The 25,611-nt window shown below is 71.6% G+C and carries 26 protein-coding genes; 15 read left to right on the top strand and 11 right to left on the bottom strand.

Annotated elements, in window-relative coordinates; translation table 11 throughout:
- Nucleotide 1: 1 nt before the first annotated feature.
- Nucleotides 2-283, top strand: coding sequence for a mycothiol system anti-sigma-R factor (gene rsrA / locus QUV83_RS03520; protein WP_289562686.1), 282 nt, complete (start codon nucleotides 2-4; stop codon nucleotides 281-283).
- A 103-nt stretch (nucleotides 284-386) separates the two neighbouring features.
- Here rsrA and QUV83_RS17690 read toward each other — a convergent pair whose 3' ends face one another.
- Nucleotides 387-461: a 50S ribosomal protein bL37 gene (locus QUV83_RS17690; protein WP_372456374.1), complete on the bottom strand. Its 75-nt coding sequence runs from the start codon at nucleotides 459-461 to the stop codon at nucleotides 387-389.
- Between the two features lie 131 nt (nucleotides 462-592).
- On the opposite strand from QUV83_RS17690, the gene QUV83_RS03515 reads away from it, so the two are divergent.
- From QUV83_RS03515 to QUV83_RS03505, 3 genes are all read left to right on the top strand, one after another.
- Nucleotides 593-1,684 carry a type IV pilus twitching motility protein PilT gene (locus QUV83_RS03515; protein ID WP_289562684.1) on the top strand — a complete coding sequence of 364 codons (1,092 nt, stop codon included), beginning with the start codon at nucleotides 593-595 and terminating at the stop codon, nucleotides 1,682-1,684.
- 83 nt (nucleotides 1,685-1,767) lie between these two features.
- Complete coding sequence (locus tag QUV83_RS03510) at nucleotides 1,768-2,586, top strand: DUF4097 family beta strand repeat-containing protein (protein WP_289562682.1); 819 nt, start codon at nucleotides 1,768-1,770, stop codon at nucleotides 2,584-2,586.
- Nucleotides 2,586-3,254 (top strand): PadR family transcriptional regulator, encoded by a 669-nt coding sequence (locus QUV83_RS03505; RefSeq protein WP_289562680.1) that lies wholly within the window; start codon nucleotides 2,586-2,588, stop codon nucleotides 3,252-3,254. The genes QUV83_RS03510 and QUV83_RS03505 overlap by 1 nt, the downstream gene beginning before the upstream one ends.
- A 4-nt stretch (nucleotides 3,255-3,258) precedes the next feature.
- On the opposite strand, the gene QUV83_RS03500 is transcribed toward QUV83_RS03505, so the two are convergent.
- Together QUV83_RS03500 and QUV83_RS03495 are read right to left on the bottom strand one after the other, a co-directional pair.
- On the bottom strand, nucleotides 3,259-3,864 hold the full coding sequence (locus QUV83_RS03500; RefSeq protein ID WP_289562678.1) for a GDSL-type esterase/lipase family protein: 606 nt from the start codon (nucleotides 3,862-3,864) through the stop codon (nucleotides 3,259-3,261).
- A 163-nt stretch (nucleotides 3,865-4,027) separates the two neighbouring features.
- Nucleotides 4,028-4,189 (bottom strand): hypothetical protein, encoded by a 162-nt coding sequence (locus QUV83_RS03495; RefSeq protein WP_289562676.1) that lies wholly within the window; start codon nucleotides 4,187-4,189, stop codon nucleotides 4,028-4,030.
- 93 nt (nucleotides 4,190-4,282) lie between these two features.
- Here QUV83_RS03495 and QUV83_RS03490 point away from each other — a divergent pair, with 93 nt between their 5' ends.
- On the top strand, nucleotides 4,283-5,275 hold the full coding sequence (locus tag QUV83_RS03490; protein ID WP_289562674.1) for a GlxA family transcriptional regulator: 993 nt from the start codon (nucleotides 4,283-4,285) through the stop codon (nucleotides 5,273-5,275).
- Between the two features lie 83 nt (nucleotides 5,276-5,358).
- On the opposite strand, the gene QUV83_RS03485 is transcribed toward QUV83_RS03490, so the two are convergent.
- The 7 genes from QUV83_RS03485 to QUV83_RS03455 form a co-directional block, all read right to left on the bottom strand.
- Nucleotides 5,359-6,135, bottom strand: a complete 777-nt coding sequence (locus QUV83_RS03485; protein ID WP_289562673.1) for a hypothetical protein — start codon at nucleotides 6,133-6,135, stop codon at nucleotides 5,359-5,361.
- A 136-nt stretch (nucleotides 6,136-6,271) separates the two neighbouring features.
- Nucleotides 6,272-6,913: a DUF6318 family protein gene (locus QUV83_RS03480; RefSeq protein ID WP_289562671.1), complete on the bottom strand. Its 642-nt coding sequence runs from the start codon at nucleotides 6,911-6,913 to the stop codon at nucleotides 6,272-6,274.
- Between the two features lie 132 nt (nucleotides 6,914-7,045).
- Nucleotides 7,046-10,789, bottom strand: coding sequence for a multifunctional oxoglutarate decarboxylase/oxoglutarate dehydrogenase thiamine pyrophosphate-binding subunit/dihydrolipoyllysine-residue succinyltransferase subunit (locus QUV83_RS03475; RefSeq protein WP_289562669.1), 3,744 nt, complete (start codon nucleotides 10,787-10,789; stop codon nucleotides 7,046-7,048).
- 204 nt (nucleotides 10,790-10,993) lie between these two features.
- Nucleotides 10,994-11,797: an ABC transporter permease gene (locus QUV83_RS03470; RefSeq protein WP_289562667.1), complete on the bottom strand. Its 804-nt coding sequence runs from the start codon at nucleotides 11,795-11,797 to the stop codon at nucleotides 10,994-10,996.
- Complete coding sequence (locus QUV83_RS03465) at nucleotides 11,794-12,729, bottom strand: ABC transporter ATP-binding protein (RefSeq protein WP_289562665.1); 936 nt, start codon at nucleotides 12,727-12,729, stop codon at nucleotides 11,794-11,796. The genes QUV83_RS03470 and QUV83_RS03465 overlap by 4 nt, the downstream gene beginning before the upstream one ends.
- Nucleotides 12,730-12,823: 94 nt before the next feature.
- Nucleotides 12,824-13,870 carry a sensor histidine kinase gene (locus QUV83_RS03460; RefSeq protein ID WP_289562663.1) on the bottom strand — a complete coding sequence of 349 codons (1,047 nt, stop codon included), beginning with the start codon at nucleotides 13,868-13,870 and terminating at the stop codon, nucleotides 12,824-12,826.
- On the bottom strand, nucleotides 13,867-14,640 hold the full coding sequence (locus tag QUV83_RS03455) for a response regulator transcription factor (protein ID WP_289562661.1): 774 nt from the start codon (nucleotides 14,638-14,640) through the stop codon (nucleotides 13,867-13,869). The genes QUV83_RS03460 and QUV83_RS03455 overlap by 4 nt, the downstream gene beginning before the upstream one ends.
- 281 nt (nucleotides 14,641-14,921) lie before the next feature.
- Between QUV83_RS03455 and QUV83_RS03450 the strand changes: the two genes are divergently transcribed.
- From QUV83_RS03450 to QUV83_RS03440, 3 genes are all read left to right on the top strand, one after another.
- Nucleotides 14,922-16,289, top strand: coding sequence for a hemolysin family protein (locus QUV83_RS03450; RefSeq protein ID WP_289562659.1), 1,368 nt, complete (start codon nucleotides 14,922-14,924; stop codon nucleotides 16,287-16,289).
- Nucleotides 16,286-17,329 (top strand): hemolysin family protein, encoded by a 1,044-nt coding sequence (locus QUV83_RS03445; protein WP_289562658.1) that lies wholly within the window; start codon nucleotides 16,286-16,288, stop codon nucleotides 17,327-17,329. Before QUV83_RS03450 ends, QUV83_RS03445 begins: the two co-directional genes overlap by 4 nt.
- Nucleotides 17,330-17,533: 204 nt before the next feature.
- Nucleotides 17,534-18,460, top strand: a complete 927-nt coding sequence (locus QUV83_RS03440; RefSeq protein WP_289562656.1) for a M15 family metallopeptidase — start codon at nucleotides 17,534-17,536, stop codon at nucleotides 18,458-18,460.
- Between the two features lie 91 nt (nucleotides 18,461-18,551).
- Here the strand turns inward: QUV83_RS03440 and QUV83_RS03435 are convergent, their stop codons facing one another.
- On the bottom strand, nucleotides 18,552-19,463 hold the full coding sequence (locus QUV83_RS03435) for an aldose 1-epimerase family protein (protein ID WP_289562654.1): 912 nt from the start codon (nucleotides 19,461-19,463) through the stop codon (nucleotides 18,552-18,554).
- Between the two features lie 540 nt (nucleotides 19,464-20,003).
- On the opposite strand from QUV83_RS03435, the gene QUV83_RS03430 reads away from it, so the two are divergent.
- The 7 genes from QUV83_RS03430 (at nucleotide 20,004) to QUV83_RS03400 (ending at nucleotide 25,585) form a co-directional block, all read left to right on the top strand.
- Nucleotides 20,004-20,834 (top strand): DUF3800 domain-containing protein, encoded by an 831-nt coding sequence (locus QUV83_RS03430; RefSeq protein ID WP_289562652.1) that lies wholly within the window; start codon nucleotides 20,004-20,006, stop codon nucleotides 20,832-20,834.
- 545 nt (nucleotides 20,835-21,379) lie between these two features.
- Nucleotides 21,380-21,667 carry a hypothetical protein gene (locus QUV83_RS03425; protein ID WP_289562651.1) on the top strand — a complete coding sequence of 96 codons (288 nt, stop codon included), beginning with the start codon at nucleotides 21,380-21,382 and terminating at the stop codon, nucleotides 21,665-21,667.
- Nucleotides 21,668-21,730: 63 nt separating this feature from the next.
- Entirely contained in the window at nucleotides 21,731-22,003 is a 273-nt protein-coding gene (locus QUV83_RS03420; protein ID WP_289562650.1) for a hypothetical protein, read from the top strand.
- A 265-nt stretch (nucleotides 22,004-22,268) separates the two neighbouring features.
- Entirely contained in the window at nucleotides 22,269-23,495 is a 1,227-nt protein-coding gene (locus QUV83_RS03415; protein ID WP_289562648.1) for a CpaF family protein, read from the top strand.
- A gap of 10 nt (nucleotides 23,496-23,505) precedes the next feature.
- Complete coding sequence (locus tag QUV83_RS03410; RefSeq protein ID WP_289562646.1) at nucleotides 23,506-24,366, top strand: type II secretion system F family protein; 861 nt, start codon at nucleotides 23,506-23,508, stop codon at nucleotides 24,364-24,366.
- On the top strand, nucleotides 24,363-25,295 hold the full coding sequence (locus tag QUV83_RS03405; RefSeq protein ID WP_289562645.1) for a type II secretion system F family protein: 933 nt from the start codon (nucleotides 24,363-24,365) through the stop codon (nucleotides 25,293-25,295). The genes QUV83_RS03410 and QUV83_RS03405 overlap by 4 nt, the downstream gene beginning before the upstream one ends.
- Before the next feature lie 53 nt (nucleotides 25,296-25,348).
- A complete protein-coding gene (locus QUV83_RS03400; RefSeq protein ID WP_436231877.1) occupies nucleotides 25,349-25,585 on the top strand; it encodes a hypothetical protein in 237 nt (78 codons plus the stop codon).
- Nucleotides 25,586-25,611: the final 26 nt, after the last annotated feature.

Raw genomic sequence — 25,611 nt, 5'->3', positions numbered from 1 at the left:
CATGCCGGCGGTCGATCCGCTGAAGTTGCGCGATGAGGGGTGCGCGGAGGGCTGCGACGAGGCGCTCGACCGGTTGTTCGAGTACCTCGACTCCGAGCTCGAGGCCCCGGACCAGCAGCGGGTCCGCGCGCACCTCGAGGAGTGCCGGCCCTGCCTGGAGGAGTTCGACGTCGAGGTCGTGGTGAAGCGGCTGGTGCGTCGGTGCTGCCAGGAGGAGGCCCCTACTGAGCTGCGGGTCCGTATAGAAGAGCAGATGACGTTCCTGCGCATGCGCCGTCCGTGACGGCCCGCCCAGCGGGGCGGCCAGCTGGCGCATGACGACAACAGGCCCGGTGCGAGTCGCACCGGGCCTGTGTCATGTCTGCCGACGTTCCGGCCACAACGCCTCAGGCGTTGGGACGGTTGCCGTGGTTCGCGGCGTTGCCCTTGCGGGCCCGACGCTTGCGTCCGCGCTTGCTCATGGGATCTCCTCACGTACTGGCGCCCGTGATGCGCGCCGGATTCGGGTCCATGCTCCCACATCTGGCGGCGCCGGGGCGCCGGGCCCTCGCTGGATCTCAAGTCGGGCCCTCTGTCCTCCGATGAGTGAGGGGTGAGCGACCAGCCGCTGTCCGTCATCCCGTTCCTGCACGCCTTGGCCAGCACGGGTGGCTCCGACCTGCATGTGAAGGTCGGATCGCCGCCCCGCGTGCGGGTCGATGGGCGCCTGCGCCGGCTGCAGGTGCGGGACCTGAAGCCGAAGGACACCGAGCTGATGCTCTCCGAGGTGCTCCCCGAGGATCTGGTCGACTCGTTCCGGCGCACCCATGAGGCGGACTTCGCCTACTCGGTGCCCGGTGTCGGCCGGTTCCGCGCCAACGCCTACCAGGCGCGCGGCACCTTCGGGATGGTGTTCCGGCGGGTCTCCGTCGGCGCGCAGTCCGTGGCGGACTTGGGCCTGCCGGAGATCGTGGGGGATCTGGCCCTGGAGCCGCGTGGGCTGGTGCTGGTGACCGGGCCCACGGGCTCGGGCAAGACGACGACGCTGGCGTCGATGGTGGACCTCATCAACACCACGCGCGAGGTCAACATCGTGACCATCGAGGACCCCATCGAGGTGCTCCACCAGGACAAGAAGTCGATCATCTCGCAGCGCGAGGTGCGACAGGACACCGCCGATTTCGCCGTGGCGCTGCGCGCGGCGATGCGCCAGGACCCGGACGTGATCCTGGTGGGGGAGATGCGCGACGTCGAGACGGTGCGCGCGGCGCTGTCGGCGGCGGAGACGGGCCACCTGGTGCTCTCGACGCTGCACACCATCGACGCGCCCGAGACGATCAACCGCATCGTCGACTTCTTCCCCCCGCATGAGCAGAAGCAGGTGCGGGTGGCCCTCGCGCAGGCGCTGCGCGGGATCGTCTCGCAGCGGCTGGTGCGCAACGCTGATGGCAATGGCCGCCGACCGGCCGTCGAGGTGATGGTCAACACGGGGCGCACGGCCGAGACGATCTTGGAGCCGATGGACAACCCGCCGCTGCTCGACCTCATCCGCGAGGGCGACTACTACAAGATGCAGACCTTCGACCAGCATCTGCTCCAGCTCATCCGCGACGACGCGATCACGTATGACGACGCGTGCGCGGTGGCGACGAACCCGCAGGACCTCACGGTGGAGCTGCGCGCGGCGGGTTTGCTCGTCTCCTGACGCGATCGGGCTCTTGTGGGCCGGGGTGAACGCGATATAACGTGTCTCAAGACGCGATATATCTCGATCCCCCGGAGGAAGTCATGGCCACCGAGTCCTGGGTCGTCACCGGCCCCCAGATCATCGACGTCGACGACGTCGCCCGCCTGCGCGTGCAGGTCGTCCGCGGGCGCGTCGATGTCGTGGCCCACACCGACCCCGACGCCCGCGGGGTGCGCGTCGAGGTGCACTCAGTGGCCGGGCGCCCGCTCGAGGTGTCTCTGGCGCAGGGCGAGCTGCAAGTCGGGTACAGCTTCACGCTCGGTGGCTGGGACTCCTTCGTCGACAAGTTCCGCACCTTCGGGGACAACGACTCCGTCGACGTGCACATCGCCGTCCCCCAGGACGTGGCGGTCCGGCTCGGCACCGTCGGCGCCGAGGGGCTGCTGGCAGGCGTCCAGCAAGACGCCGCCGTCTCGACGGTCTCCGGCGGCCTGGTCACCGACCGGACCCGCGGCGCGCTCACCGCGCGCTCGGTCTCGGGTGACGTGGTGGTCCGCAACCACATCGGCGACCTGCGGTTCAACAGCGTCAGCGGAGACCTGACAGCCTCCGGCGACCTGACCCGGGCCGTGGCCAACACCGTCGGGGGCGACGTGTCGCTGGACGTCTCCTCGACGTCCAGCGCGCTCACCGCCTCGACCGTCGCCGGCCACGTCACGGTGCGGCTGCCGCAGGAGCGCGGACTGAGGGTCGAGGCGCGCAGCGTCACCGGCCGCGTCGTGGTGGACGGCAGGCAGCACTCCGGATCGGGTCCCAGCCAGACGAAGGTCGACCTGCCCGCCGAGGGATACTGCTTCATCTCCTGCTCCACGGTCTCCGGCCACCTGACAGTCCTGCGCGGCCCGGCCCAGGGCCACTGATGGCGCCGGTGTTCGCCCACGGGCAACTGCGGCTGTACCTGCTCGCGCTGCTGGAGCAGGGGAGCGCGCACGGGTACGAGATCATCCGCGCGCTCTCCGAGCGGTTCGGCGGCGTCTACCGGCCGAGCCCGGGCACCATCTACCCCCGCCTGGCCCGGCTCGAGGACGAGGGTCTGGTGGCGCGCTCCGACGAGGGGCGCAAGGGCACCTACGCGCTGACCGACGCGGGCCGTGAGGAGTTGGGGCGCCGCCGGGAGGAGCTCGCGCAGCTCGAGCAGGACCTGGCCGGAACAGTGCGCGACCTCGCCGCGCAGGTGCGGGCCGACGTGCGTGACTCGATGGCGGGACTGCGCGCGGAACTGGCCGCGGCGGCGCAGGAGGCCAGGGCGAGCAGCGCCCCCCGGCCCGATGGAGCCTCCACACCCGAGCGGCCTGCCAGCCGCGACGATCACCGGGCTGACGGGCCGAGGGTGGACGAGCAGTCGGCCCGGCACGCGTCACATGCCCATCGCGTCGAGGTCGAGGCCATGCTGCAGCGGTTCCGTGACGACGTCCGGGCCGATCTGCGGCAGGCCGACGCCCGCGCGGCGGTGGGCCCGCTCACTGTCGAGACAGTGCGGACGGTGCTGGACAGCGCCCTGGCGGCGGTCCGGTCGACGCTGCGCTGAGCGCTCAGACGGTGTCGTCGGGCAGGCCGAGCCAGGTGTGCCAGCCGGTGTGCAGCACCAGCCACGCCATCAGGCCGTAGCCGGCCTGGCCGGGGAGCAGGCCGTCACCCGACGCCATGTCGGCGAGCCACTGCTCGTGCGCGGCGAGCGGGGTGAAGGTGTCGACGTAGGGCACGCGGCGGCGGGTCGCGACGTCGGCGTAGGCGGCCGAGAGGTCGGCGAGCCGGTCCGCGTCGGCGGCGCGTCCGGGCGGCGGGCCCACGACGAACGCGGGGATGCGTCGCTGCTCCGCGATGTCGAGGATGTTGGCGAGGTTGAGGCGGCTGCGGGCCAGTGACAGCCCGGCGCCGATGTCCGCGCGGCCCAGGCCGATGACGAGGCGGTTGTCCGCGTCGGAGGCGAACCGGCGGTCGGCCTCCTCCTCCCAGCGGGCGCCGAGCGCGGTGCTGGTCTCGCCGGGAACTGCGAGCGTGAGGACGGCCGGCGGCGCGGCGGTGGGGGTGCGGGCCGTCACGCGACCGACCCATCCGAGGCCCTTCGGGTCGCCGACGCCGGCTGCCAGCTCGTCGCCGACCACCGCGAGGCGCAGCGGCTGCTCGCCCACACTCATCACTCCAGCCCATCTCGTGTGCGCGCACCTGGCGCCTGCGGGCTCCAGGGACGCGCGCGTCCGGGGCCCAGTGTCTCAGGCGGGGCACTGCCGCACGGGATGATCTGCGGGCGCGGCGCGACCACGATCGTGGAGCGCGCCGGGGTGCGCCGGGGCGAACAGGTCAGAAGTAGGGCGTTCCACGCGTCGTGTCGACGGCGGGAGTGGAGGCGTGGGAGGCGGGCGGAGGCGTCGATCCGTACCCATCCCGACGGACCTGCTGTGCCAGGGCCACGAGCAATGCGATGAGGGCGGCCAGCCCCAGGATGATCCACAGAATGTCCATGGCAGAAAGTCTCCACTCGTGAGAATCCTGCCACCAGTGGCGGAAATGCTGGTTCCCGTTGAGTTCCTGCCAAAGCGGGTCGACACTGGGAAGATGCTGCGCACAGTCACGGCCATCGTGCTTCCCGGCGTCGCCCCGTTCGAGCTGGGCGTGGTGTGCGAAGTGTTCGGCATCGACCGCAGCGACACCGGCGGCCCATGCTTCGACCTCACCGTGTGCGGGATCGAGCCTGGCGTCGTGCCCACCAAGATCGGCATGAGCATCGTCGTCGAGCACGGCCTAGAGGCTGCGGCGCACGCCGACCTGGTGGTCATGCCCGCCTACGACGCCGCGTCCACGCCACCGCCGCAGGTGCTCGACGCGCTGCGCGAAGCCCACGCCCGGGGCGCCTGGGTGCTGAGCGTGTGCAGCGGGGCCTTCGCCCTCGGCGCCGCCGGGCTGCTCGACGGCAAACGCTGCACCACCCACTGGATGTACACCGAGGAGCTCGCCCACCGGCACCCCACAGCGATGGTCGACCCGGCAGTGCTGTACGTCGAGGACGACCGCGTGATCACCAGCGCCGGCACAGCCGCCGGCATCGACGCATGCCTGCACCTGGTCCGGCGTGAGCTCGGCGCAGCCGCAGCGGCAGCCGTCGCCCGGCGCATGGTGGTCGCGCCCCACCGGGACGGCGGGCAGGCCCAGTACGTCGAGACGCCGCTCCCGCCCGACGCCGACACCCTCGCCCCGCTGCTCGCCTGGATGCAGGAGCGCCTGGACGCGGACCTCTCAGTGCCAGTGCTCGCCAGCCACGCGCTCATGTCCGAGCGGACCTTCGCCCGGCGCTTCCGGGCCGAGACGGGAGCAACCCCCGCCGCCTGGGTCACCCGCCAGCGCGTGGCGCGCGCACAGGAGCTGCTTGAGCGGACCGACGCCAGCGTCGAGGAGGTCGCCCGCCGCAGCGGCCTCGGCACGGCAGCGGTGCTGCGCCACCACTTCGCACGTCTGCTGGGCACCAGCCCCGTGGCCTACCGCCGAACGTTCGCTGGCACGACGCGCAGTGCGCCGCGCGAGCACGCCATCGCCGCGACGACGCCCGCCTAACGGGCCCGCCCCGTCGTCTGCCGCTCCACCGGTCAGGTGGATGCCAGGTCGCGTCTCAGACGCCACTGCTGGCCCGTGATCGATCAGCAGCCGGGTGCTGTGGGGTTGTCGTGGCAGGTGTCGGCGACGAGGTGGGAGCGGGATTCGTGGATGGTGACTGGGGGGTGGGTTGTGGTGGTGGTGGCGGTGCCGGTGATGGGGTGCCAGGTGGTGGTGCCGGCGATCTGGTACTCGCCGGTCCAGGTGGTGGTGAGGGTGATGGTGTAGGTGCCCAGGTGGGGGTAGGGGTGGCCGATGACGCCGGTGGGGAAGGTGCCGGCGCGGACCTGTCCGGTGGTGGGGAAGGGTTCGCCGGGGTTGGTGGTGGTCACCGGTGGGGTGGTGTCGCCGAAGTCCCAGGTGTAGTGGGCGGGGGTGGCGCGCACGGTGATGGGGAAGCCCAGGAGTGTGGTGGTGAGTTCTTGGGTGGTGGGGGTGGCGGTGACCACGACGCCGAGGCCGGTGAGCAGGTTCGGGTCGTCGGGGTGCAGGCGTGTGGTGGTGGGGGCCAGGGGGAGGCGGCGGAAGTCCTCGGCGGTGAACGCGGGCAGGACGTCTTGGGGGCAGGACGCGTCGGCGACCTTGGCCCAGGGGCCCCAGGGGTCGTCGGCGGTGGGGCGGGTGTGCCGCCACAGGTGCAGCAGCGGTGGGTATCCGCCGCAGTCGGGTAGCGGGACGGCGCCGTCGGCTGGTGGGCAGGGAGCTGTCTCGGCGGGGTAGACCTGCCCGGCCACCTCGCACTGCTCCATGCGCTTGTACTCCGTCAGCACCGCAGCGGGATCAGCCGCGGCCTTCGCCGCTTCCCAGGCCGCCAGGCCCATCGCCGATTGCCTGGCCTCGACTTGAGCTGCATTGTCGCCCAAGGTCGCCTTCAACGAGTGGGATGGAGGAGGTGACGGGGCCGGGGACGGGGTCGCCACCGCGAGGACTAAGGCCGTCACGACAACAGCCAGGGCGTTACCCATCGGAGTCCGAGGTCTCGAGAGCACGCACGAGCCACTCGTCCCCCTCCCAGAACATGACGATTTTCGCGTCGGAGGTCTGCGTTGCGGAGGTCTGCGACACCACGGCTCCTGTGGCGTCGATCTCAGTGGTCGGGCCTTGCGACAGGGTGGCTTGCACCGTGAACGAGTGCCCCGGGTTCAGTTCGACTGCGCTGGCGTTCGCGACGACCATTTCGGCGCCCACTGAGTGATTCCCGCGGTTGTGCATCTCCTCCACGCCGTCAACGACGCTCGCACAGAAGATGCACTCGGGGTGGCTGAGCGCGTTCCACTCCGCGAGGTCGCCGGTGTTGTAGACGTACGGGTAGAGCGAGATGAAGTACGTCGCGGCAGCGACCGCGCCGTCGACGGTGGCGTCGGTCATCGCGGCGGGGCGCGCGGGCGGGGCCGAGCGGGTCGGGCTCGGGGCGGGCGTCAGGCTGGGCGTGGCGGCGGCGCCGGTCGCCGTGGGCTCAGCCCTCGGCCTCTCGTCGGCCTGTGTGCACCCGGCGAGCCCGAGCGTTGTGGCCAAGACGAGTGCGGCTACACCCGCGCACGAGGGACGACGCCTCGGCTCGTCGCGGGCGAAGGGGCGCGGGCGCAGCGGCGGGGGCATGCGTGTGAACCTAGCGAGAACCCGACATCTCGGTCACCCATGATCTCTCGCTGTGGACAACGGGCCTCATGACGACGGACGCCCCACCCCGAGATGGGGCAGGGCGTCCGTCGTCAGGTCAGCGACCGCCGGTCAGCGCGCGAACGCGTCTTCCAGCAGCTGGGCCTGCTCGGCCTGGTGCTTCTTCGCCGAGCCGGTGGCGGGGGAGGCCGACGCGGGCCGCGAGACGACCCGGATCGAGCGCCCGACGAGCTGCGGCATGTTCATCGACACGTGCGTCCACGGGCCCTGGTTCTCGGGCTCGTCCTGGACCCACACCAGTTCCGCGTCGCCGAACGGCGCGATCGCCTCGCGCAGCCCGTCCTCGTCGAGCGGGTAGAGCTGCTCGAGCCGGACGATCGCGGTGCGCTCGTCACCGGTCTTCACGCGCTGCGCGAGCAGGTCCCAGTAGACCTTGCCCGAGCACAGCAGCACCCGGTCGACCTGGCCGGCCTTCGCGGTGGCCAGCTCGTCGGCGATCACCGGCAGGAACGTGCCGGAGGTGAACTCGGAGACGTCCGACGAGGCCGCCTTGAGCCGCAGCATCGACTTCGGGGTGAAGACGACCAGCGGGCGGCGCGGACGGGCGTAGGCCTGGCGGCGCAGCAGGTGGAAGTACGACGCGGGCGTCGACGGCTGCGCGACGGTGAGGTTCTCCTCCGCGCACATCTGCAGGAACCGCTCGATGCGCGCCGACGAGTGGTCGGGCCCCTGGCCCTCGTAGCCGTGGGGGAGCAGCAGCACGACGGACGACCGCTGGCCCCACTTCTGCTCGGCGGAGGAGATGAACTCGTCGATGACGGTCTGGGCGCCGTTGACGAAGTCGCCGAACTGCGCCTCCCAGAGCACCAGCGCGTCCGGCCGCTCCACCGAGTAGCCGTATTCGAAGCCGAGGGCCGCGTACTCGCTGAGCGAGGAGTCGTACACCCAGAACTTCGCCTGGTCCGCCGTGAGGTAGAGCAGCGGTGTCCACTCGGCGCCGGTCTCGCGGTCGTGCATCACGGCGTGCCGCTGCACGAACGTGCCGCGTCGCGAGTCCTGCCCGGCGAGGCGCACCGGAGTGCCCTCGACCAGCAGCGACCCGAAGGCCAGCAGCTCGCCGAAGCCCCAGTCGATGCCGCCCTCGCGGGACATCTGCTCGCGCTTGGCGAGGAGCTGGGCGAGCTTCGGGTGGACGGTGAAGCCCTCGGGCGGGCGGATGTGCGCGCGTCCGATGCGCTCGAGCACGCTCACGTCGACGGCTGTCTTCCAGCCGACCATGACGCCGGCGTCCTCGAGCTGCGACTCGGGCCGCTCGAGCCCGGCGATCGGCTCGCTCTCGGCCGGCGGGGTGTAGCCGCCCTCGCGGGTCTCGGTGAAGACCCGTTCGAGCTGCTTCTGGTAGTCCTGCAGCACCTGCTCGGCCTCGTCGACGGTGATGTCGCCGCGGGAGACGAGCGTCTCGGTGTAGATCTTGCGCACCGAGCGCTTGGCCTCGATGAGGTTGTACATCAGCGGCTGCGTCATCGAGGGGTCGTCGCCCTCGTTGTGGCCGCGTCGGCGGTAGCAGAGCATGTCGATGATGACGTCGCGGCCGAACTGCTCGCGGTACTCGAACGCCAGCTCGGCGACGCGCACGCAGGCCTCGGGGTCGTCCCCGTTGACGTGGAAGATCGGCAGCTGCAGGCCCTTGGCCACGTCGGTCGCGTACTGCGAGGAGCGCGACGAGGACGGGCCGGTGGTGAACCCGACCTGGTTGTTGATGATGACGTGGACGGTGCCGCCGGTGCGGTACCCGCGCAGCTGCGCCAGGTTCAGCGTCTCGAAGACCACGCCCTGCCCGGCGAACGCCGCGTCGCCGTGGATGAGGATCGGCAGCACGGAGAAGCCGTCGCCGCCCAGGTCGATGCGGTCCTGCTTGGCGCGCACGATGCCCTCGAGCACCGGGTCGACTGCCTCGAGGTGCGAGGGGTTCGCCGCGAGGTACACCCGCGTGGTGGCGCCCGACTCGGCGGTGAAGGTGCCCTCAGTGCCGAGGTGGTACTTCACGTCGCCGGAGCCCTGCACGGACTTCGGGTCCTGGTTGCCCTCGAACTCGCTGAAGATCTGCCCGTAGCTCTTGCCGGCGATGTTCGCGAGCACGTTGAGCCGGCCGCGGTGGGCCATGCCGATGCCCACCTCGTCGAGCCCGTTGTCGGCGGCCTTGGACAGGATGGCGTCGAGCAGCGGGATGACGGACTCGCCGCCCTCGAGTGAGAAGCGCTTCTGGCCGACGTACTTGGTCTGCAGGAACGTCTCGAAGGCCTCGGCCGCGTTCAGGCGGCGCAGGATGCGCAGCTGGTCCTCACGCGGGGTGCGGGCGTAGCCCGTCTCGAGCCGCTCCTGGAGCCAGCGGCGCTGCCGCGGGTCCTGCAGGTGCATGTACTCGACGCCCACGGAGCGGCAGTACGAGTCGCGCAGCAGCCCGAGCACCTCGCGCATCTTGGCGCGCGACTTGCCGGTGAACCCGCCGGTGGGGAAGGTGCGGTCCAGGTCCCACAGCGTCAGGCCGTGGGTCTGGATGTCCAGGTCCGGGTGCTTGCGCTGGCGGTAGGCGAGCGGGTCGGTGTCCGCCATGAGGTGCCCGCGCGAGCGGTAGGAGTGGATCAGCTCGGCGATGCGGGCCGGCTTGATGGCCTCCGCGTCCGGGTCGGACGAGACGTCGCGGACCCAGCGCACGGGCTCGTAGGGCACGCGCAGCGCGGCGAACACGCGGTCGTAGAACCCGTCCTCGCCGAGCAGCTTCTGGCCGAGGATGCGCAGGAAGTCGCCGGACTGGGCGCCCTGGATGATCCGGTGGTCGTACGTCGAGGTGATCGTGATGGTCTTGGAGATGCCCATCCGGTTGAGCTGCTCCTCGGACGTCCCGGCGAACTCGGCCGGGTAGTCCATGGCGCCGACGCCGATGATGGCGCCCTGGCCGGCCATCAGGCGCGGCACGGAGTGCACGGTGCCGATGGTGCCGGGGTTCGTCAGGGAGATCGTCGTCCCAGCGAAGTCCTCGACGGTGAGCTTGCCGCCGCGCGCCCGGCGCACCACGTCCTCGTACGCGCTCCAGAAGTGCGCGAAGTCGAGCGTGTCGGCTTTCTTGATGCTGGGCACCAGGAGCTGCCGGGTGCCGTCGGGCTTGGCCAGGTCGATCGCGAGCCCGAGGTTCACGTGTCCGGGGGTCAGCACGGCCGGCTTGCCGTCGAGCTGGGTGTAGCCCGCGTTCATGGCCGGCATGTCGGCAAGCGCTTCGACGAGCGCGTAGCCGATGAGGTGCGTGAACGAGATCTTCCCGCCCCGGCCGCGTGCCAGGTGGTTGTTGATGACGATGCGGTTGTCGACCATCAGCTTGGCCGGGATCGCGCGGACCGACGTCGCCGTCGGCACCTCGAGGGAGGCCTCCATGTTGGTGACGACGCGCGCGGCCGGGCCGCGGAGCTTCTGCACCGAGTCCTCGGTGGGCTGGGCCTCCGCGGCCAGGCGGCGCGCCGGGGCGACCTCGGCGTACGGGGCGGTCGCCGGCTGGGCGGTCGCTATCGGCGCCGTGGTGCTCACCGGGGTCGGCTCGTCGCCCGCGGCCGCCGGTCGCGGGGTGGGCGCGGGCTCGGTGGCTGCAGGCTTCGCCCGCCCGTTCGACCCGGAAGCCGGCGCGGAGGCGCCGTCGGCCGGGGCCGAGGGCTTCTCCTCGGGCTTGTAGCCCTCGAAGAACTCCCACCACGCGGGATCGACCGCGTTCTTGTCCTGGAGATACTGCTCGTAGAGCTCGTCAACAAGCCATTCATTGGCGCCGAAATCGGCCCGCGTCGAATCTGGCTCTGCCTTCTGGGACACGCGAGGTTCGCCCACTTCCGCCGCGGCGTCGCCGCGTCATCGCCGGTTCTGTTGACGACAACACTACGGCCTGGACCCTGGGAAGTCAGACCGGCAGGGCGTGTCTGGGAGGCGAGTCACCCCACCGCCACGCGGGTGGTCAACGCCGGGCAACGTGAGCGTCGACGCTGCCCAAAGCAGGGGTCGACGCCGCGTCTTTCCAGGTCATGTGATGTCCCGGCGCAGTGTCGTCGCCCGACCGATCGCGGCGAAGACCAACGCGTAGGCGACCAGCACCAGGAAGCCCTGCCACGGCGCGAGCAGGTCGGAGATGCCTCCGGCCGAGTAGAAGCTGGACCCGACGATCGCCTCGCCTGCCGCTCCGGGGAGGTAGGGGGCGACGCCCTTGCCCCAGGAGACGAATCCGAAGACGACGCGCAGCACCGGCTCGACGAACTGGGTGAAGGCGAGCAGGACGACGATGGCCGCGACCTGGTTGGTCAGGAGCGTGCCGAACCCGACGCCGACCACCGCCCACACCGCGAGCGCGACGACGGACAGTGCGAGGGTGCGCAGCACGTCCGGGTCCGTCAGGTACGTCTGCTCGCCGAGCGCCGCGAGGACGCCGGCTCCCACGCCGACCGTCGCGAGCGTGCCCACCAGTCCGAAGGCGAGGCCGAACACGCCTGACGACACGAGCTTCGCGCCGAGGACGACCGTGCGGCGCGGCTCGGCGAGCAGTGCGGGGGTGATCGTCTGGTGGCGGAACTCGTTGGTCATGGCGAGCGCGCCGACGATCAGCGGGAACACGTAGCCGAGGGACGGCGCGAGCGTGTAGACGACGCGGCTGAGCTCGTTGGCGGTGAGCGCCACACCGCCCTCCGCCGTGGACATCTCATTGCCCTGCGTGAGGGTCCATGCCATCACCGCGGCGAGGAAGGCCATGTACAGGGCCATCGCGAGGAGCAGGATCCACCACAGGCGGGTGGTGACGAGCTTGCGGTACTCGGTGGTCAGCGCGGCCCTCATCGGGCGACTCCGTTCGTGGCGTCCTGGGCGGGGGAGGTGAGGTCGAGGAAGATCGACTCGAGCCCGGGATCGTGCGGGGTGAGCTCGGACAGCTCGAGGCGGGCGGCGAACGCGGCGGCCCCGACGGTCGCGGCGTCGACGCCGAGCAGCTCGACGCGACCGGGCGTCGGGGCCTCGGCGGGCGCCGTCTCCCAGCCGGCCTGGGCGACGAGGGCGGCGAGCCCGTCGGCGTGTGGGGAGGCCACCCGAACCCTGGGCAGCGCGAGGCGCGCCAGGGCGTCGAGGGTGGAGGAGTGCACGAGCCGGCCGCGGGCGATGATGATGACGTCGTCCACCGTCTGCTCGACCTCGGACAGCACGTGGCTGGAGACGAGCACGGTGCGGCCCTGGGCGGCCAGTGAGCGCAGGAACACGCGCAGCCACCGGATCCCCTCGGGGTCCAACCCGTTGGCGGGCTCGTCGAGGAGCAGCACCGGGGGGTCGGCGAGCAGCGTGGTCGCCAGACCGAGCCGCTGCCGCATGCCGAGCGAGAAGCCGCCGACGCGGCGGTCCGCCGCGAAGGACAGGCCCACGAGGTCGAGCACCTCGGACGCGCGGGAGTCGGGCACCCCGGCCTGGGGGGCGTAGACGCGCAGGTGGTCGAGCGCGGTGCGACCGGGGTGGAAGCTGGCGGCCTCGAGCGCGGCGCCGACGGTGCGCGTCGGCTTGTCGAGCTCGCGGTAGGGCTTGCCGCCGATGGTGGCGGAGCCGCTGGTGGGGGTCACCAGGCCGAGCAGCATGCGCAGCGTGGTGGTCTTGCCGGCTCCGTTGGGGCCGAGGAACCCGGTCACGCGCCCGGGCTGGACCTGGAAGGTGAGGTCGTCGACGGCGCGGACGGCGCCGAACGACTTGGACAGGTGGGCGACCTCGATGACGCCGTCGGTCGATGACATGCCGGTGAGCCTAACTGTAATAGTTGGACTAGAACAAGTCCCCACTCTCACAGATCATCAACAGCCGGGCCCCAGGTCAGGGGCGCGCCAGCCCTCAGGTCCGATATGCCGGCAGCGTCAGCCGCATCGTGCAGCCGACCTCGGTGTCGGCCACCTCGATGGTCCCGCCGTGCAGGTCCACCGCCCACCGCACGATCGCCAAGCCCAGGCCCGTGCCGCCCGTCGAGATCTGCCCGGTCGTCGCCGGCATATTGCCGCGCGCGAACCGATCGAAGACCCGGGTGCGCTGATCCCGCGCGATCCCCGGCCCCCGGTCCACCACGTCGATGCGCACGTCCTGCCCGGAGCGCACCGCCACCAGCCGCACCTCCTCGCCCGCGGGGGAGTGCCGCACAGCGTTGTGCAACAGGTTCGCCACCACTTGGTGCAGGCGCTCGGTGTCGGCGGGCACCGTCAGGTCCGGCGGGGTCACCTCCACCGGGAAGGTCAGGCCCTTGTCCGCCCCGACCAGGGCAGCGCTCTCCGCGGCGTCCAGCAGGAAGTCGCGCAACGGCACGTCGGTGATGTCCAGCCCCACAGCGCCGGCCTCGACGCGGGACAGGTCCAAGAGGTACGTCACGAGCCGGCCGAGCCGCTCGGTCTGCGACAGCGCGGCCTGCAGCGTGGCGGCGTCCGGCTCGCTCACCCCGTCGACGATGTTCTCGAGCTGGGCCTGCAACGCCGTCACCGGCGTGCGCAGCTCATGGGAGACATTCGCGACCAGCTCGCGGCGCAGCGTGTCCGCCGACTCCAAGTCCTCGGCCATCGTGTTGAACGCCGAGGCGAGCTGCCCCACCTCGTCGCGACTCGTGGCCTGCACGCGCTGCGAGTAGTCGCCCGCGGCCATGGCCTGGGCGGCGGCGGTCATCTCCCGCAGCGGCGACGTCATCCCGCGCGCGAGCAGCTGCGTCACCACGAGCGACGCGAGGATCGCCAGCGGGAGCGTGCGGGACGGGCCCAGGTGATTGTTGAGGCCGAGCCACGTGACGAAGGCGGCCAGCGTCACCGTCGCGGCGACGAGCACGCCCAACTTGATCTTGATCGACCGGAGGCGGTCGAGCGGACGGACGTCCGGCAGCCTGCGGGCGTGCCGAGGGCTCATACGTCGGCCTCGGCGGCCGCGGACGGCTCCGAGGGCTCGAACGCGTACCCGACGCCGTGCACAGTGCGGATCAGGTCAGCGCCGAGCTTGCGGCGCAACGCCTTGACATGGGAGTCGACGGTGCGGGTGCCGCTCGCGTCGACCCAGTCCCACACCTCGGCCAGCAGCCGCTCGCGCGTCAACACGGTGCGCGGGCTCGACGCGAGCGCGACCAGCAGGTCGAACTCCGTCGGGGTCAGGTGCACCTCGACCCCGCCCCGGTGCACACGGCGCTGCGCGCGGTCCACCACCACGTCGCCGATCTCCAGGGCGGGCACCGGCGTCGACTGCGTGCTCATCAGCTCGGCCGCCCGCGCGGCGCGCTCGGTGCGGCGCAGCAGCGCCTTGATCCGCGCCACGAGCTCGCGCATCGAGAACGGCTTGGTCATGTAGTCGTCGGCGCCCACGCCCAGGCCGATGAGCATGTCCGTCTCATCGTCGCGCGCGGTCAGCATCAGCACCGGCACCGGGCGCTCCGCCTGGATCCGCCGGCACACCTCAAGGCCGTCGATGCCGGGCAGCATCACGTCCAGCACCACCACGTCGGGCTTGAGCCGCGACGCCGCCGCGACACCCGCATGGCCGTCACCGACCGTCTCCACCCGCCAGCCCTCGGCTGACAGGCGGTGCGCCACCGCCTGGGCGATCGCTGGCTCGTCCTCGACGACGAGCACCATGGTCGACGAGGGACCCGTGCCGGTGCTCGCGCCGGCTCCATGACTGATCGACATGCGCCCCAGGGTGGCACAACGTCCTTGGGAGCCGGGCCAGGCTTGCGGGGGGAATTCGGGCGACGCCGGGCGTGGCCCGCGGCGCGGCTGTGTACGACGTCGAGGAGCGTTCCGTAGGATGTCCTCACCATGAGCAGCTCAAGTAGCTGCCGGCGTCCCGCCCGGGCCTCAGAGCCCGGGTGCGACCATGCCGGCTCCTTTCCTGTCCTGATCATCCGCGCCCTCCACACGGCTCACCCCGTGCGCACGGCGCCTGCCCGCGCGACGGGCGGTGGTCTCCCGTGCTGACCGAATGGCTCCTCGTGGGCCTCGGTGTGCTGCTCACCATGGGGACGGCGGTGTTCGTCGCCAGCGAGTTCTCCCTGGTGACGCTCGACGCCGGGCTCATGGACAAGCAGACCCGCCCGGACGACCGCCGCGGCCAGTCCGTGCTCAAGGCGCTGCGGCAGCTCTCCACCGAGCTGTCCGGAGCCCAGGTGGGCATCACCGTCACCACCATCCTGCTCGGCTACACCACACAGCCCGCCGTCGCGCGGATGCTGAGCGGTGCGCTGGAGGGCTCCCCGCTCAGCCCGGCCGTCGTCGCGGGCGTCGCGGGGCTTGGCACCGCCATCCTCGTCAACGGCTACTCCATGCTGTTCGGCGAGCTGGTGCCCAAGAACTTCGCGATCAGCCACCCCGAGGGGACGGCCCGGCTGGCGGCGCCGTTCCAGCGCGCGTTCACCGCCGCGCTGCGCCCGCTCATCACCCTGTTCAACAACAGCGCCAACGCGCTGCTGCGCCGCGTCGGCGTCGAGCCGCGCGAGGAGCTCTCCGGTGGGCGCTCCTCGCAGGAGCTCGCGTCGCTGGTGCGCCGCTCCGCCCAGGTCGGCACCCTCGACATGTCCACAGCGACACTGCTCACGAACTCGCTCGACTTCGAGGAGCTCACCGCCGTGGACGCGATGACCGACCGGCAGCGCCTGGTCGTGCTGCGCCGCGACGACTCCGCCGCCGACGTGGTCGCGCGCTCGCGGGAGACCGGGCACTCGCGCTTCCCGGTGATCGGCGAGGACCGGGACGACATCCTCGGCCTGGTGCACCTGCGCCGGGCGATCGCGGTGCCCTATGAGCGGCGCGCCGACGTGCCCGCCGCCGCGCTGATGGTCGAGGCGCCGCGCGTGCCCGAGACCGTGCACCTGGGCCCACTGCTCGACGAGCTGCGCGAGCTGGGCCTGCAGATGGCCGTGGTGGTCGACGAGTACGGCGGCACGTCCGGCATCGTCACCCTGGAGGACGTCGTCGAGGAGCTCGTCGGGGACGTCGCCGACGAGCACGACAGGCGCCGCAACCCCGCCTCGCTGCGGGCCGATGGCTCCTGGGTGCTGCCCGGGCTGCTGCGGCCCGACGAGCTGACCGAGGTCACCGGGCTCACCGTGCCCGCCGACGGCCCCTACGAGACGCTCGGCGGGCTGGTGATGGCGCTGCTTGGCCGCGTGCCCGAGACCGGCGACGAGGTCTCCGCCGCCGGTGTGCGGCTGCGCGTCGAGCAGATGCAGGGCCGACGCGTCGAACGGGTGGCCGTCACCCCGGAACCCCCGGGCGAGGATCTCGACGACGAGCGCGGGCGCACCGTGCCGGATCGCGACCAGCGGGGTGAGCGCGCGTGAACAGCACAGTCGCCCTGCTCCTGGCCGTCATCCTGCTCGCGGGCAACGCGTTCTTCGTCGGCGCGGAGTTCGCCATCATCTCCGCGCGGCGCAGCGCCATCGAGCCGCTCGCCGAGGCGGGCAACCGGCGCGCGCGCACCGTGCTGTGGGCCATGGAGCACGTGTCGCTCATGCTCGCGTGCGCCCAACTCGGCGTGACCGTCTGCTCGACCACCCTGGGCCTGGTCGCCGAGCCCGCGCTGGCGCATCTCATCGAGGACCCGCTGCGCGCCCTGGGGGTGAGCACGAGCCTCGCGCACCCCATCGCGTTCGTGATGGCGCTCGCCATCGTGGTCTACCTGCACGTGGTGCTCGGCGAGATGGTGCCCAAGAACCTCGCCGTCGCCGGCCCGGACCGTGCGGTGCTGTGGTTCGGGCCACCGCTGGTGTGGCTCGGCCGGGTGCTGCGCCCGGTGATCGCCGCGCTCAACTGGCTCGCCAACCACGTGCTGCGCCTGTTCGGCGTGGAGCCCAAGGACGAGGTGGCCTCCGCCTTCACCGCGCAGGAGGTGCGCTCGATCGTGGAGCTGTCGCAGGCCGAGGGGCTCATCGACGACGCGCAGGGGCTGCTCTCCGGCGCGATCCAGTTCTCCGACCGGACCGCGGCCGAGGTGATGGTCCCGCTCGCGGACCTGGTGACGCTCGACGTGGCGGCGACGCCCGCCGATGTCGAGAGGCATGTGGCGCGCACCGGCTACAGCCGGTTCCCGGTGCTGGACGCCGGCGGTGTCCCCACGGGCTACCTGCACCTCAAGGACGTCCTGTACGCCGATGAGGACTCCCGCGACCTGCCGGTCCCCACCTGGCGGGTGCGGGCGCTGGCCGTCGTCGAGCCCGGCGCGGAAGTGGAGGAGGCGCTCGCCGCGATGCAGCGCTCCGGCACCCACCTGGCGCGCGTCGAGCGCGACGGGCGCACCGAGGGCGTTGTGTTCCTGGAGGACATCCTCGAAGAGCTGGTGGGTGAAGTTCGCGACGCGATGCAGCGAGACGGCCTGCGCTGACGTGCGAGATGTCCGTTTCGTTGGTTACCTGGAAGCGCAACCGGGGGAATCTGGCCTGGACGACCGTCCAAGCCAGTTGGAACAGACGCCTGTGTCCGTTATGGTTTCGTGACCGCTCAGGGCGTAGGGCCTCCGGCAGAAGCACGCCGCGACCTGCACCAGGACGGATCAAACTCTCGTCCTGGTCCGAGCTCTGGAGGTGCCGTGGGGTCGCAGCCCGATCCGCGCGCGCCAGTCGTCTCGCGACGCCAGCTCCGTGAGCAAGCAGCCCAGGCCGAGCGCGCACAGCGCCGCGGCAAGCCGGCGCCCACGACCGTCCACGCGGCCGCGCAGGAGCCCGCCAGCACTGTGTTGGAGAGCGGCCAGCGGCACGCCCCGAAGCCCGCGAAGAGCCAGCAGCAGAGCGTGCCCCGGGGGCCGGTGAGCCGGTCCGCGAGTTGGACGGTGCGACTCGGCGTCCTCGCGGCGCTCGCCGGGGTGACAGTCGTCGTCCCCCTCACGCAGAAGTCCCTGCCGACCGGTGGCATCGCCGCCGACCTGCAGGCCCAAGTGGAGCTGCCGAGCACCGTCGAGGCGCTCACCTCCTCGGCGGTCCCCGGGCTGCCGTCCTCCCTCATCTCCACCGACGCCACGGCGCTGCGCTCGATGGTCACCACGAGCCGCTCCGAAGAGCGCGAGGAGCTCGCCGGCTGCGACGGCTCCACCCGAGCCCCGGGCACCAACGGACAGCTCAAGACCGCCGACCTGTGCACCCTCTGGGACGGCAAGACCCAGCTCCGCGCCGACGCCGCCGTCTCCCTCGCGGTGCTCAACGAGGCGTTCGTCGCCCGGTTCGGCGCCGACATGTGCCTGTCCAGCGGCTACCGCACGCTGTCCCAGCAGATATCCGTCAAGGCCCAGAAGGGCGGCTTGGCAGCGGCGCCGGGCAAGTCCAACCACGGCTGGGGCCTCGCCGTGGACCTCTGCTCGTCCGAGACGAGCGGCAGCAAGTGGACCTGGCTCAACCAGAACGCGCCGTCCTACGGCTGGGACAACCCCGAGTGGGCCCGCCCCGGGGGATCCGGCCCGTATGAGCGCTGGCACTGGGAGTACACGCAGGGCGTCAAGGACGACGGCGAGTACTACGGCTGACGCTCGGCGCATGGCGCTGGCCCGCAGGACATGACAGAGCCCGACCACGCCAGGCGCGGTCGGGCTCCTTGGTGTCCGGGGGAGTCCCCGATCAGCTCAGCGTCAGGCCCCACGTCACGGTGTGCGTGTCGCCCGGGGCGAGGCGCACCAGGCGCTCACCGGTGCGGAACGCGTCGGCGATGCAGCTCATCGGCTCGGCGGCGACACCGCCACGGTCGATGCCGGGGATCCCGTTGCCCGTGCACACCTGCCAGGTGTCCATCGTCCCGTCCATCCACACCGACGCGGTGCGCCCATCCGGGGCCGCCAGGTGGATCCAGGACAGGCCGTCCGCGTCGCGCAGCGGGTCGACGAACGCGTCGTCCAACACGATCCCCGCGAGCAGGCGCGGCGCCCGGAGGTCGAAGTCGCCGTCGACCGGCTCGACGCCGATCGGCAACAGACGCTCGTCGTTGACCACATGCGTCGCCGCGTCCAACCGCAGCGTGCACTCGTCGACGCTCGCGTCGCCGGGGGACAGCCACGGGTGGAAGCCGACGCCATACGGCGCCTCGGAGCCGCTCAGGTTCGTGGCCGACACCTCCACGCGCAGGCCCTCGTCGGACAGCGTGTACGTGGACTCGACCCGCAGCTCCCACGGGTAACCGGGCGTCGGCACGATGTCGTGGCGCAGCGTGACCGACGTGCCGGTGGGCTCGCCCACAGGGGTGAACCGCGCGTGGCTGACCAGCCCGTGCAGGGCCGTGCGCCGGTCGTGCTCGTTGAGCGGCACCTCGTACGTGACGCCGTCGACGGTGTACTCGCCGTCCCGCAGCCGGTTGGGCCACGGGGCGAGCACGGCGCCCGAGTACGCGGGCGCGATGACGTCCTCGGCGAAGGGGAGGGTGACAGGACGCTCGGCCACCGCGTACTCGCGGATGCTGGCGCCGACCTCGGCGATGGTGGCGCGGTGGTCGCCATGGACCAGGTGGTGCTGGCGACCGGACGGGGAGGGAGTGTTCACGCTCACAACGGTAGCGGGGCGTGGGACACCTTCGCGCGCCCTTGGCGCCGGCCAAGGATGACGGTCATCGCCTATAAAGGATCGGCCCCGCCTGTTCGGTTCATAGTTGCTTCGTGCCATGCTGGTGCGGTTCAACCGACGCCACCCCAGACGAACTGACGCCGAAGATCAGTTTTAGTAGGCGGGGCGAACTTCTCGACCTGACCAGGCCTAAAATAGAGCAGAAGCAATACCCACATCGCCGCGCTGCAATCCGGTTTCACCGGGTGGCACCTCAGTGCGCCGGTGTCGGTGGGCGGTGTGCTCTGCGAGCACCAGTGCGGGATCGACCTCGCGGCTGGGGTGCGCGGCGGCATCCCGAAGCGCGAATGGGCGCTCACCCTCGATGACGCGCTGCACAGCCTGCGGAGTGCCCTGGTCCGCGGCTGGAACCCCCATCGGGCTTGGGTTGCCGCCCGACGCATTCTTTCCCTAGCCTGGCGAGCTTGGCTAGAAGCAATGCAGGCACCGTAGGGCGGTGAGAGAGAGGAAGGGGAATACATGCGAATCGCGTACGTTGACGACACGAAGCAGCGCGGGAAGCGTGCGGGGATGGGGAGCCTGGTTGCCCTCGGGGCCGCGATCTTCGATGAGGAAATGATCCAGCCGTTCGCGCAGGCGTTCCGTGCTGTCTACAGGGATTTCGACGTGCCCCCTAACGTCGAACTCAAATGGGCGAACCCGCGGGAAAAGAGCTGGTGGGCGGAGTCGGCGGAGAATCGCGCGAAGCAGACGCCTTTCCGGAAGCGGATGCTTGAAGTGGCGGAGGCGCACGAGGTCAAGGTGATCGTCGTGATCTGGGATCTGGGCGCGGGAATCTCATCCGCAGGCGGAGAGGGCCCCGAGGATGCGGTCGTCACGTTCATGTTCGAGCGGATTTCGATGCAGATCGAGAACTCTGGCGAGCGAGGGATAATTGTGTTCGATAAGCCCGGCGGTGACCATCGTGACGAGGCGGCCTGGCTTACGAGTCGTGAGGAGATGGTCCGCGTCGGTACGGAGTACGTGAAGCCGAATGCGATCGTGACTCAGGTCCTGACAGCCCCGTCCCACCTCCATCCGCATCTCCAGCTCGCTGACCTGGTCGCCGGAAGCGTGACTGCCGCAGTGGCTGGCAACCGATACGGCACGGAGTTGATCCCGCTCATCAAGCCGATGTTCTGCACCGGTAACTGGGGTATCGGGCAGGCGGGACTAAAGCTCTACCCCGACGCGCTGAATAACCTCCACTACTGGGTACACGGCGGTACTTCTTACGGGCGGGGGCAGTCGGGGATCGGCCTGCCGTACGAGGGCGCGGGGTGGCGGTACGCCACGCATGACGGCCTCTAAAGATAGTGCCTAGGTGGGCCTGGCCCTGCGACACGGGTTCGTGGAGGCGGTGCTGACCCTTGGCTGGTCGAGCGCGTCTTGCCTGGCACCCGGCAGCGCGGTTATGCGCATTGGTGCCCGTGCCTTCGCGCCGTCTTTCCTGTGCGACGTCGTACCGTTGGAGAGCAGCGTGGGAGTCCTGCCCTCGCTCGGACGCGAGCCATGTGTCGACATTCACCGTTGGTGATGCTGCCGGGCTCGATCTGGGTGTGCTCGAATGTGCCACCGAGCGTGAGGCGCGTGAGGGTGTGGCAGGTCGCCTGCGACGGGCCGTCCTTGGAGTCGGTGACGACCGGCTGCTGCCGCTGACTCGTGCCGAGTGCGGCCCGGGCGGCCCGACCTCACCGAGCTCGAGCAGGGCGCACGGCCTGGTGGGCCACCTCGGCGACTGAGAGTAGGTCGCGCCAGCGGCCACACCGACCGGCGGCGGGTGCGGCCGGGTGAAAGTCGTACCGATTCTCGCTCTTTCGGTCGTCTTGCCCGCGGCCCGCGGGATGATGCAGCCCATGGTCAAGCCGTCTGCCCCGCTCCTAGCCACTGGGCTCCTGCTCACACTCCTCGGCGGTTTCTTCACAACGCTTGCTGCGGCAGCCCAGTGGGGCAGCGGCGCCGCATTCGTGGGCGCGTTCCTGGGGGGCGTTGGCACTGCCGTCCTGGTCGTCGGGGTGTACCGGCTTGCTTCCAACGTCGACGCGGCGGCAGGTCTCGAGTACGCGCCCAGCGCGCCGGCTCCGGTCAGCGACGACGAGCGCTCCCGCCAGGCTGCGGCCCGCCGCGCCCTGGCGCGGGATTGAAGCCTCAGGTCACGGTGCCGGCCTGGGCAAATCGCAGCGACGCCTGACGGCACACGCGCATCGATGCCTGCATCGACGGAGCAGCACCGACCGAAGGGCCCGCCCGAGCGGCGCGGGCGCGGGTTGGGCGAGGCGAGGTTGCAGCAGCAGTCGATGAACGTTTCCCGGCACGGCCTGGCCTGGCCGCGGGGGTGGATCATGTCGGCCATCGCCAGTGCGAACCCGTCGGCGTCGTCGAACGGGTGCACGCGCGTCGTGACCTTGACGCGGCGGCTGATGGCGGTCGGCACCGCCGATCAGGAATCGGCACTCCGGTGGGGCTTCGCGTATGCGTGACCGGCGCATGTCCAAACGCCTGCCGCCAGGCCCCCACCCAGCACGCCGACGACGAGATGTCGACTGAGCTAGAGGTCTGGTCTGGCGCCGTCATTCCGGAGTGATTCTCGGGCGAGTAGCAGGGAGGCGTGGTCGTTCCAGACGGGAGGCGCTCACTCCCGCGCTGGGCCCGGCTTGTGGACGGACAGTGCGGTCTGTCCGGTTCCTCCCCTAGTGTCGGGTCGCCCGCGCGTCAGCCGGGTGGCATCGGCCCAAGGGAGCAGCCGTGGACGGGGTGGCGATCCTCGAGACTGAGGTCCGCGAGCTGATCCGCCGACGTGGCCTGGACCCGGTGCGCGACCGCAACGGTGTGCGGCAGCTCGTCACCGACGCGATCGCCGATTACGACGCCCGGAGCGTTGTGGGCGCCGTGCCGCCGTTGGCTGACTCGGCGGGCGCGTTGAAGAGCGTCGTGGACGCGGTCGCCGGGCTCGGGCCGTTGCAGCGGTACCTCGACGACCCGGAGGTCGAGGAGATCTGGATCAACTCGCCCACCGAGGTGTTCGTCGCCCGGCGCGGCGAGCCCGAGCTGACGACCACGATCCTCACCGCCGGGCAGGTGCGCGACCTGGTGGAGCAGATGCTCAAGGCGTCCGGTCGACGGCTCGACCTGTCCAGCCCGTTCGTCGACGCGAGCCTTCCGGGTGGCGAGCGCTTGCACGTGGTGATCCCCGATGTGACGCGGCGCGACTGGGCCGTCAACATCCGCAAGTTCGTGGCCCGCGCGCAACGGCTCGACGACCTCGTCGCCCTGGGGTCGCTGCCCGTCGCGGCGGCGGTCTTCCTCGACGCCGCCGTGCGGGTGGGGCTCAACGTGCTCGTGGCCGGGTCGACGCAGGCGGGCAAGACGACGATGCTCGGCGCGCTCGCGGGCTCGGTGCCCGCCCGGCAGCGGATCGTCACGTGCGAGGAGGTCTTCGAGCTGCGGCTCGTGCACCGGGACGTCGTGGCCCTGCAGTGCCGCCAGCCCAGCCTGGAGGGCACCGGCGAGATCCCGCTGCGGCGCCTGGTCAAGGAGGCGCTGCGGATGCGCCCTGACCGGCTGCTCATCGGCGAGGTCCGCGAGGCGGAGGCGCTGGACCTGCTGGTGGCTCTCAACGCGGGCGTGCCGGGGATGTGCACGCTGCACGCGAACTCCGCCCGTGAGGCGCTGACCAAGCTGTGCACGCTGCCGCTGCTCGCGGGGGAGAACATCTCCGACCGCTTCGTGGTGCCGACCGTCGCGGCGGCCATCGACGTCGTGGTGCACCTGGGGTTGGACGCGCGGGGCCGGCGCCGGGTCCGCGAGATCGTCGCGGTGCCGGGCCGGGTGGAGAACGGGATCGTGGAGACGGCCGACCTGTTCCACCTGCGCGGTGAGGAGCTCGTGCGGGGCGAGGGGTACCCGCCGCATCCCGAGCGGTTCGCGATCGCCGGCATCGACCTGCCCGCGCTGCTGCGCGCCGGGCGCTGAGGGGCGCGTCGTGGGCGTCGTGATCGGCCTGCTGCTCGGGGCGGGACTGTGCTGCGTGTGGTGGTCGTGGTGGGCGCCGCCCCGCCGTTCGACGGCGGCCTCCGACGGCTGGGCGGTGCGCACCCAGGACCTGCTGGTGCAGGCGGGCGCGCCGCAGGTGACTCCGGGCGCGCTGGTGACCGCGTGCACCGGGCTGGGCGCCCTCGTGCTGCTGATCGGGGTGGCGCTGACCAGGTCGCCGGCGGTGGCCGCCTGCTTCGCCGCGATGGCCGCTGGGGCGCCCGTCGCGCTGGTGAGGGGGAGGGCGCGGCGCCGCCGAATCCGGTTGCGCGATGTGTGGCCGGAGGTGGTGGACCACCTGGGCTCGGGCATCCGGGCCGGGCTGTCACTGCCGGAGGCGCTCGCGCAGCTGGGCGATCGGGGCCCGGTGGAGCTGCGTGAGCCGTTCGCCGCCTTCGCCGAGGACTACCGGGTCAGTGGGAGGTTCGGGGACTGCCTCGACGACCTGAAGGCACGGCTCGCCGACCCGGTCGCGGACCGGATCATCGAGGCGCTGCGCCTGACGCGCGACGTGGGCGGCACCGACCTGGGCCGCCTGTTGCGCACGCTGTCGGGGTTCCTGCGCGAGGACGCGCGCACCCGCGGCGAGCTCGAGGCCCGGCAGGGCTGGACGGTGTACGCGGCGCGGCTCGCCGTCGCGGCGCCGTGGGTGGTGCTCGCGATGCTGGCCACCCGCACCGAGGCCGCCAGCGCCTACAACTCCGTGGCCGGCTCGCTGGTGCTGCTCATGGGCGCCGCCTGCTCCGTGGCGGCCTACCTGATCATGGTGCGGATCGGGCGCCTGCCCGAGGACCCGCGGGTGCTGCGATGAGCGCCGTGCTGCTGGGCGCCGGGGTGGGCGCCCTGGGCGGGCTGGGGCTCGCCCTCGTGACGTGGCGGCTCGGCGCGCGGCGCATCACCTTCGACGAGCGGCTCGCCCCCTACCTGCGACCGCAGCGCACCGGGTCGCGCCTCCTGCGCGCCTCGGCCACCCGCACCCCCTTCCCGACGCTCGAGCGGCTCATCGCCCCGGTGATGGCCGACGGGGTGCGCTTCGTCTCCCGGATCGGCTCGCCTGCCGCCGAGCTGCGCCGCCGGCTCGAGCGCGCGGGGCGGAGTGAGACCGTCGAGGAGTTCCGCGCCGGCCAGGTGGTGTGGGGTGTGGTCGGCCTCGCGGCGGGACTGGCCCTGGCCCTGATGATCGCCGCCGGGCGCTCGGCCGGCGTGGTCCCGTTGCTCGTCCTGGTGCTCGTGGCGGGCGCCACTGGTGTGCTGTTCCGCGACTATCAGCTCACCCGTGAGATCGCGGCGCGCGAGGAGCGGCTCCTGGCCGAGCTGCCCACCATCGCCGAACTGCTCGCGCTGTCTGTCAGCGCCGGGGAGGGCGCCGTCGGCGCGCTGGAGCGGGTGGTGCGCACGACGCACGGGGAGCTGTCCGGCGAGCTGGCCCGCACCCTCGCGGACGCCCGCTCCGGGACACCGCTGGCCTACGCGTTGGAGAACCTCGCCGACCGGACGGGCCTGGCCGCGTTGGCGCGCTTCGCCGAGGGGGTGGCCGTCGCCGTGGAGCGCGGCACCCCGCTGGCCGAGGTGCTGCGCTCCCAGGCGCAGGACGTCCGCGAGCAGCGACGTCGCGGGCTGATGGAGCTGGGCGGCCGCAAGGAGGTGCTGATGATGGTGCCGGTGGTGTTCCTCATCCTGCCGGTGACGGTCGTCTTCGCGGTGTTCCCGAGCATCGCGGTGCTCAAGGTCGGGCTGTGAGCGCATGTGGACGGAGTCGAATGATGAAGGAGAGCGCCATGCACGACGAGACGATGATTCAGGCCGACGGTGGGGACACACCCGTGGGGGATGGCTCCGCTACGCCGCAGGCGACGCCGGGGGCCGCCCGTCGAAGGCGCTGGGCGGGGGGCGACCGGGGGGACGTGCCCGGTTGGGTTCTGATCACCCTGATGACGGCAGGGCTGGTGGTCGCGTTGTGGGCGGTGGCCGGGCCGTTGCTCGCCGACCTCTTCGAGACCTCGATCGCGAGCGTGACCGGCCCCGAGTGACGGTGGTGGGCGCGCCCCCGGCCCCG

The organism is Cellulomonas cellasea (genome assembly GCF_030372105.1).
GTDB lineage: Bacteria > Actinomycetota > Actinomycetes > Actinomycetales > Cellulomonadaceae > Cellulomonas_A > Cellulomonas_A cellasea_A.
This window is presented reverse-complemented; position numbering and strand designations above follow the sequence as displayed.

What these genes read in the sequence shown, in the direction of transcription:
- rsrA (WP_289562686.1), top strand. Translation starts at nt 2, where the DNA reads ATGCCGGCGGTCGATCCGCTGAAGTTGCGCGATGAGGGGTGCGCGGAG.
- QUV83_RS03510 (WP_289562682.1), top strand. Translation starts at nt 1,768, where the DNA reads ATGGCCACCGAGTCCTGGGTCGTCACCGGCCCCCAGATCATCGACGTC.
- QUV83_RS03505 (WP_289562680.1), top strand. Translation starts at nt 2,586, where the DNA reads ATGGCGCCGGTGTTCGCCCACGGGCAACTGCGGCTGTACCTGCTCGCG.
- QUV83_RS03500 (WP_289562678.1), bottom strand. Translation starts at nt 3,864, where the DNA reads ATGAGTGTGGGCGAGCAGCCGCTGCGCCTCGCGGTGGTCGGCGACGAG.
- QUV83_RS03495 (WP_289562676.1), bottom strand. Translation starts at nt 4,189, where the DNA reads ATGGACATTCTGTGGATCATCCTGGGGCTGGCCGCCCTCATCGCATTG.
- QUV83_RS03490 (WP_289562674.1), top strand. Translation starts at nt 4,283, where the DNA reads ATGCTGCGCACAGTCACGGCCATCGTGCTTCCCGGCGTCGCCCCGTTC.
- QUV83_RS03485 (WP_289562673.1), bottom strand. Translation starts at nt 6,135, where the DNA reads ATGGGCCTGGCGGCCTGGGAAGCGGCGAAGGCCGCGGCTGATCCCGCT.
- QUV83_RS03480 (WP_289562671.1), bottom strand. Translation starts at nt 6,913, where the DNA reads ATGCCCCCGCCGCTGCGCCCGCGCCCCTTCGCCCGCGACGAGCCGAGG.
- QUV83_RS03470 (WP_289562667.1), bottom strand. Translation starts at nt 11,797, where the DNA reads ATGAGGGCCGCGCTGACCACCGAGTACCGCAAGCTCGTCACCACCCGC.
- QUV83_RS03465 (WP_289562665.1), bottom strand. Translation starts at nt 12,729, where the DNA reads ATGTCATCGACCGACGGCGTCATCGAGGTCGCCCACCTGTCCAAGTCG.
- QUV83_RS03460 (WP_289562663.1), bottom strand. Translation starts at nt 13,870, where the DNA reads ATGAGCCCTCGGCACGCCCGCAGGCTGCCGGACGTCCGTCCGCTCGAC.
- QUV83_RS03455 (WP_289562661.1), bottom strand. Translation starts at nt 14,640, where the DNA reads ATGTCGATCAGTCATGGAGCCGGCGCGAGCACCGGCACGGGTCCCTCG.
- QUV83_RS03430 (WP_289562652.1), top strand. Translation starts at nt 20,004, where the DNA reads ATGCGAATCGCGTACGTTGACGACACGAAGCAGCGCGGGAAGCGTGCG.
- QUV83_RS03425 (WP_289562651.1), top strand. Translation starts at nt 21,380, where the DNA reads ATGGTCAAGCCGTCTGCCCCGCTCCTAGCCACTGGGCTCCTGCTCACA.
- QUV83_RS03420 (WP_289562650.1), top strand. Translation starts at nt 21,731, where the DNA reads ATGCCTGCATCGACGGAGCAGCACCGACCGAAGGGCCCGCCCGAGCGG.
- QUV83_RS03405 (WP_289562645.1), top strand. Translation starts at nt 24,363, where the DNA reads ATGAGCGCCGTGCTGCTGGGCGCCGGGGTGGGCGCCCTGGGCGGGCTG.
- QUV83_RS03400 (WP_436231877.1), top strand. Translation starts at nt 25,349, where the DNA reads ATGATTCAGGCCGACGGTGGGGACACACCCGTGGGGGATGGCTCCGCT.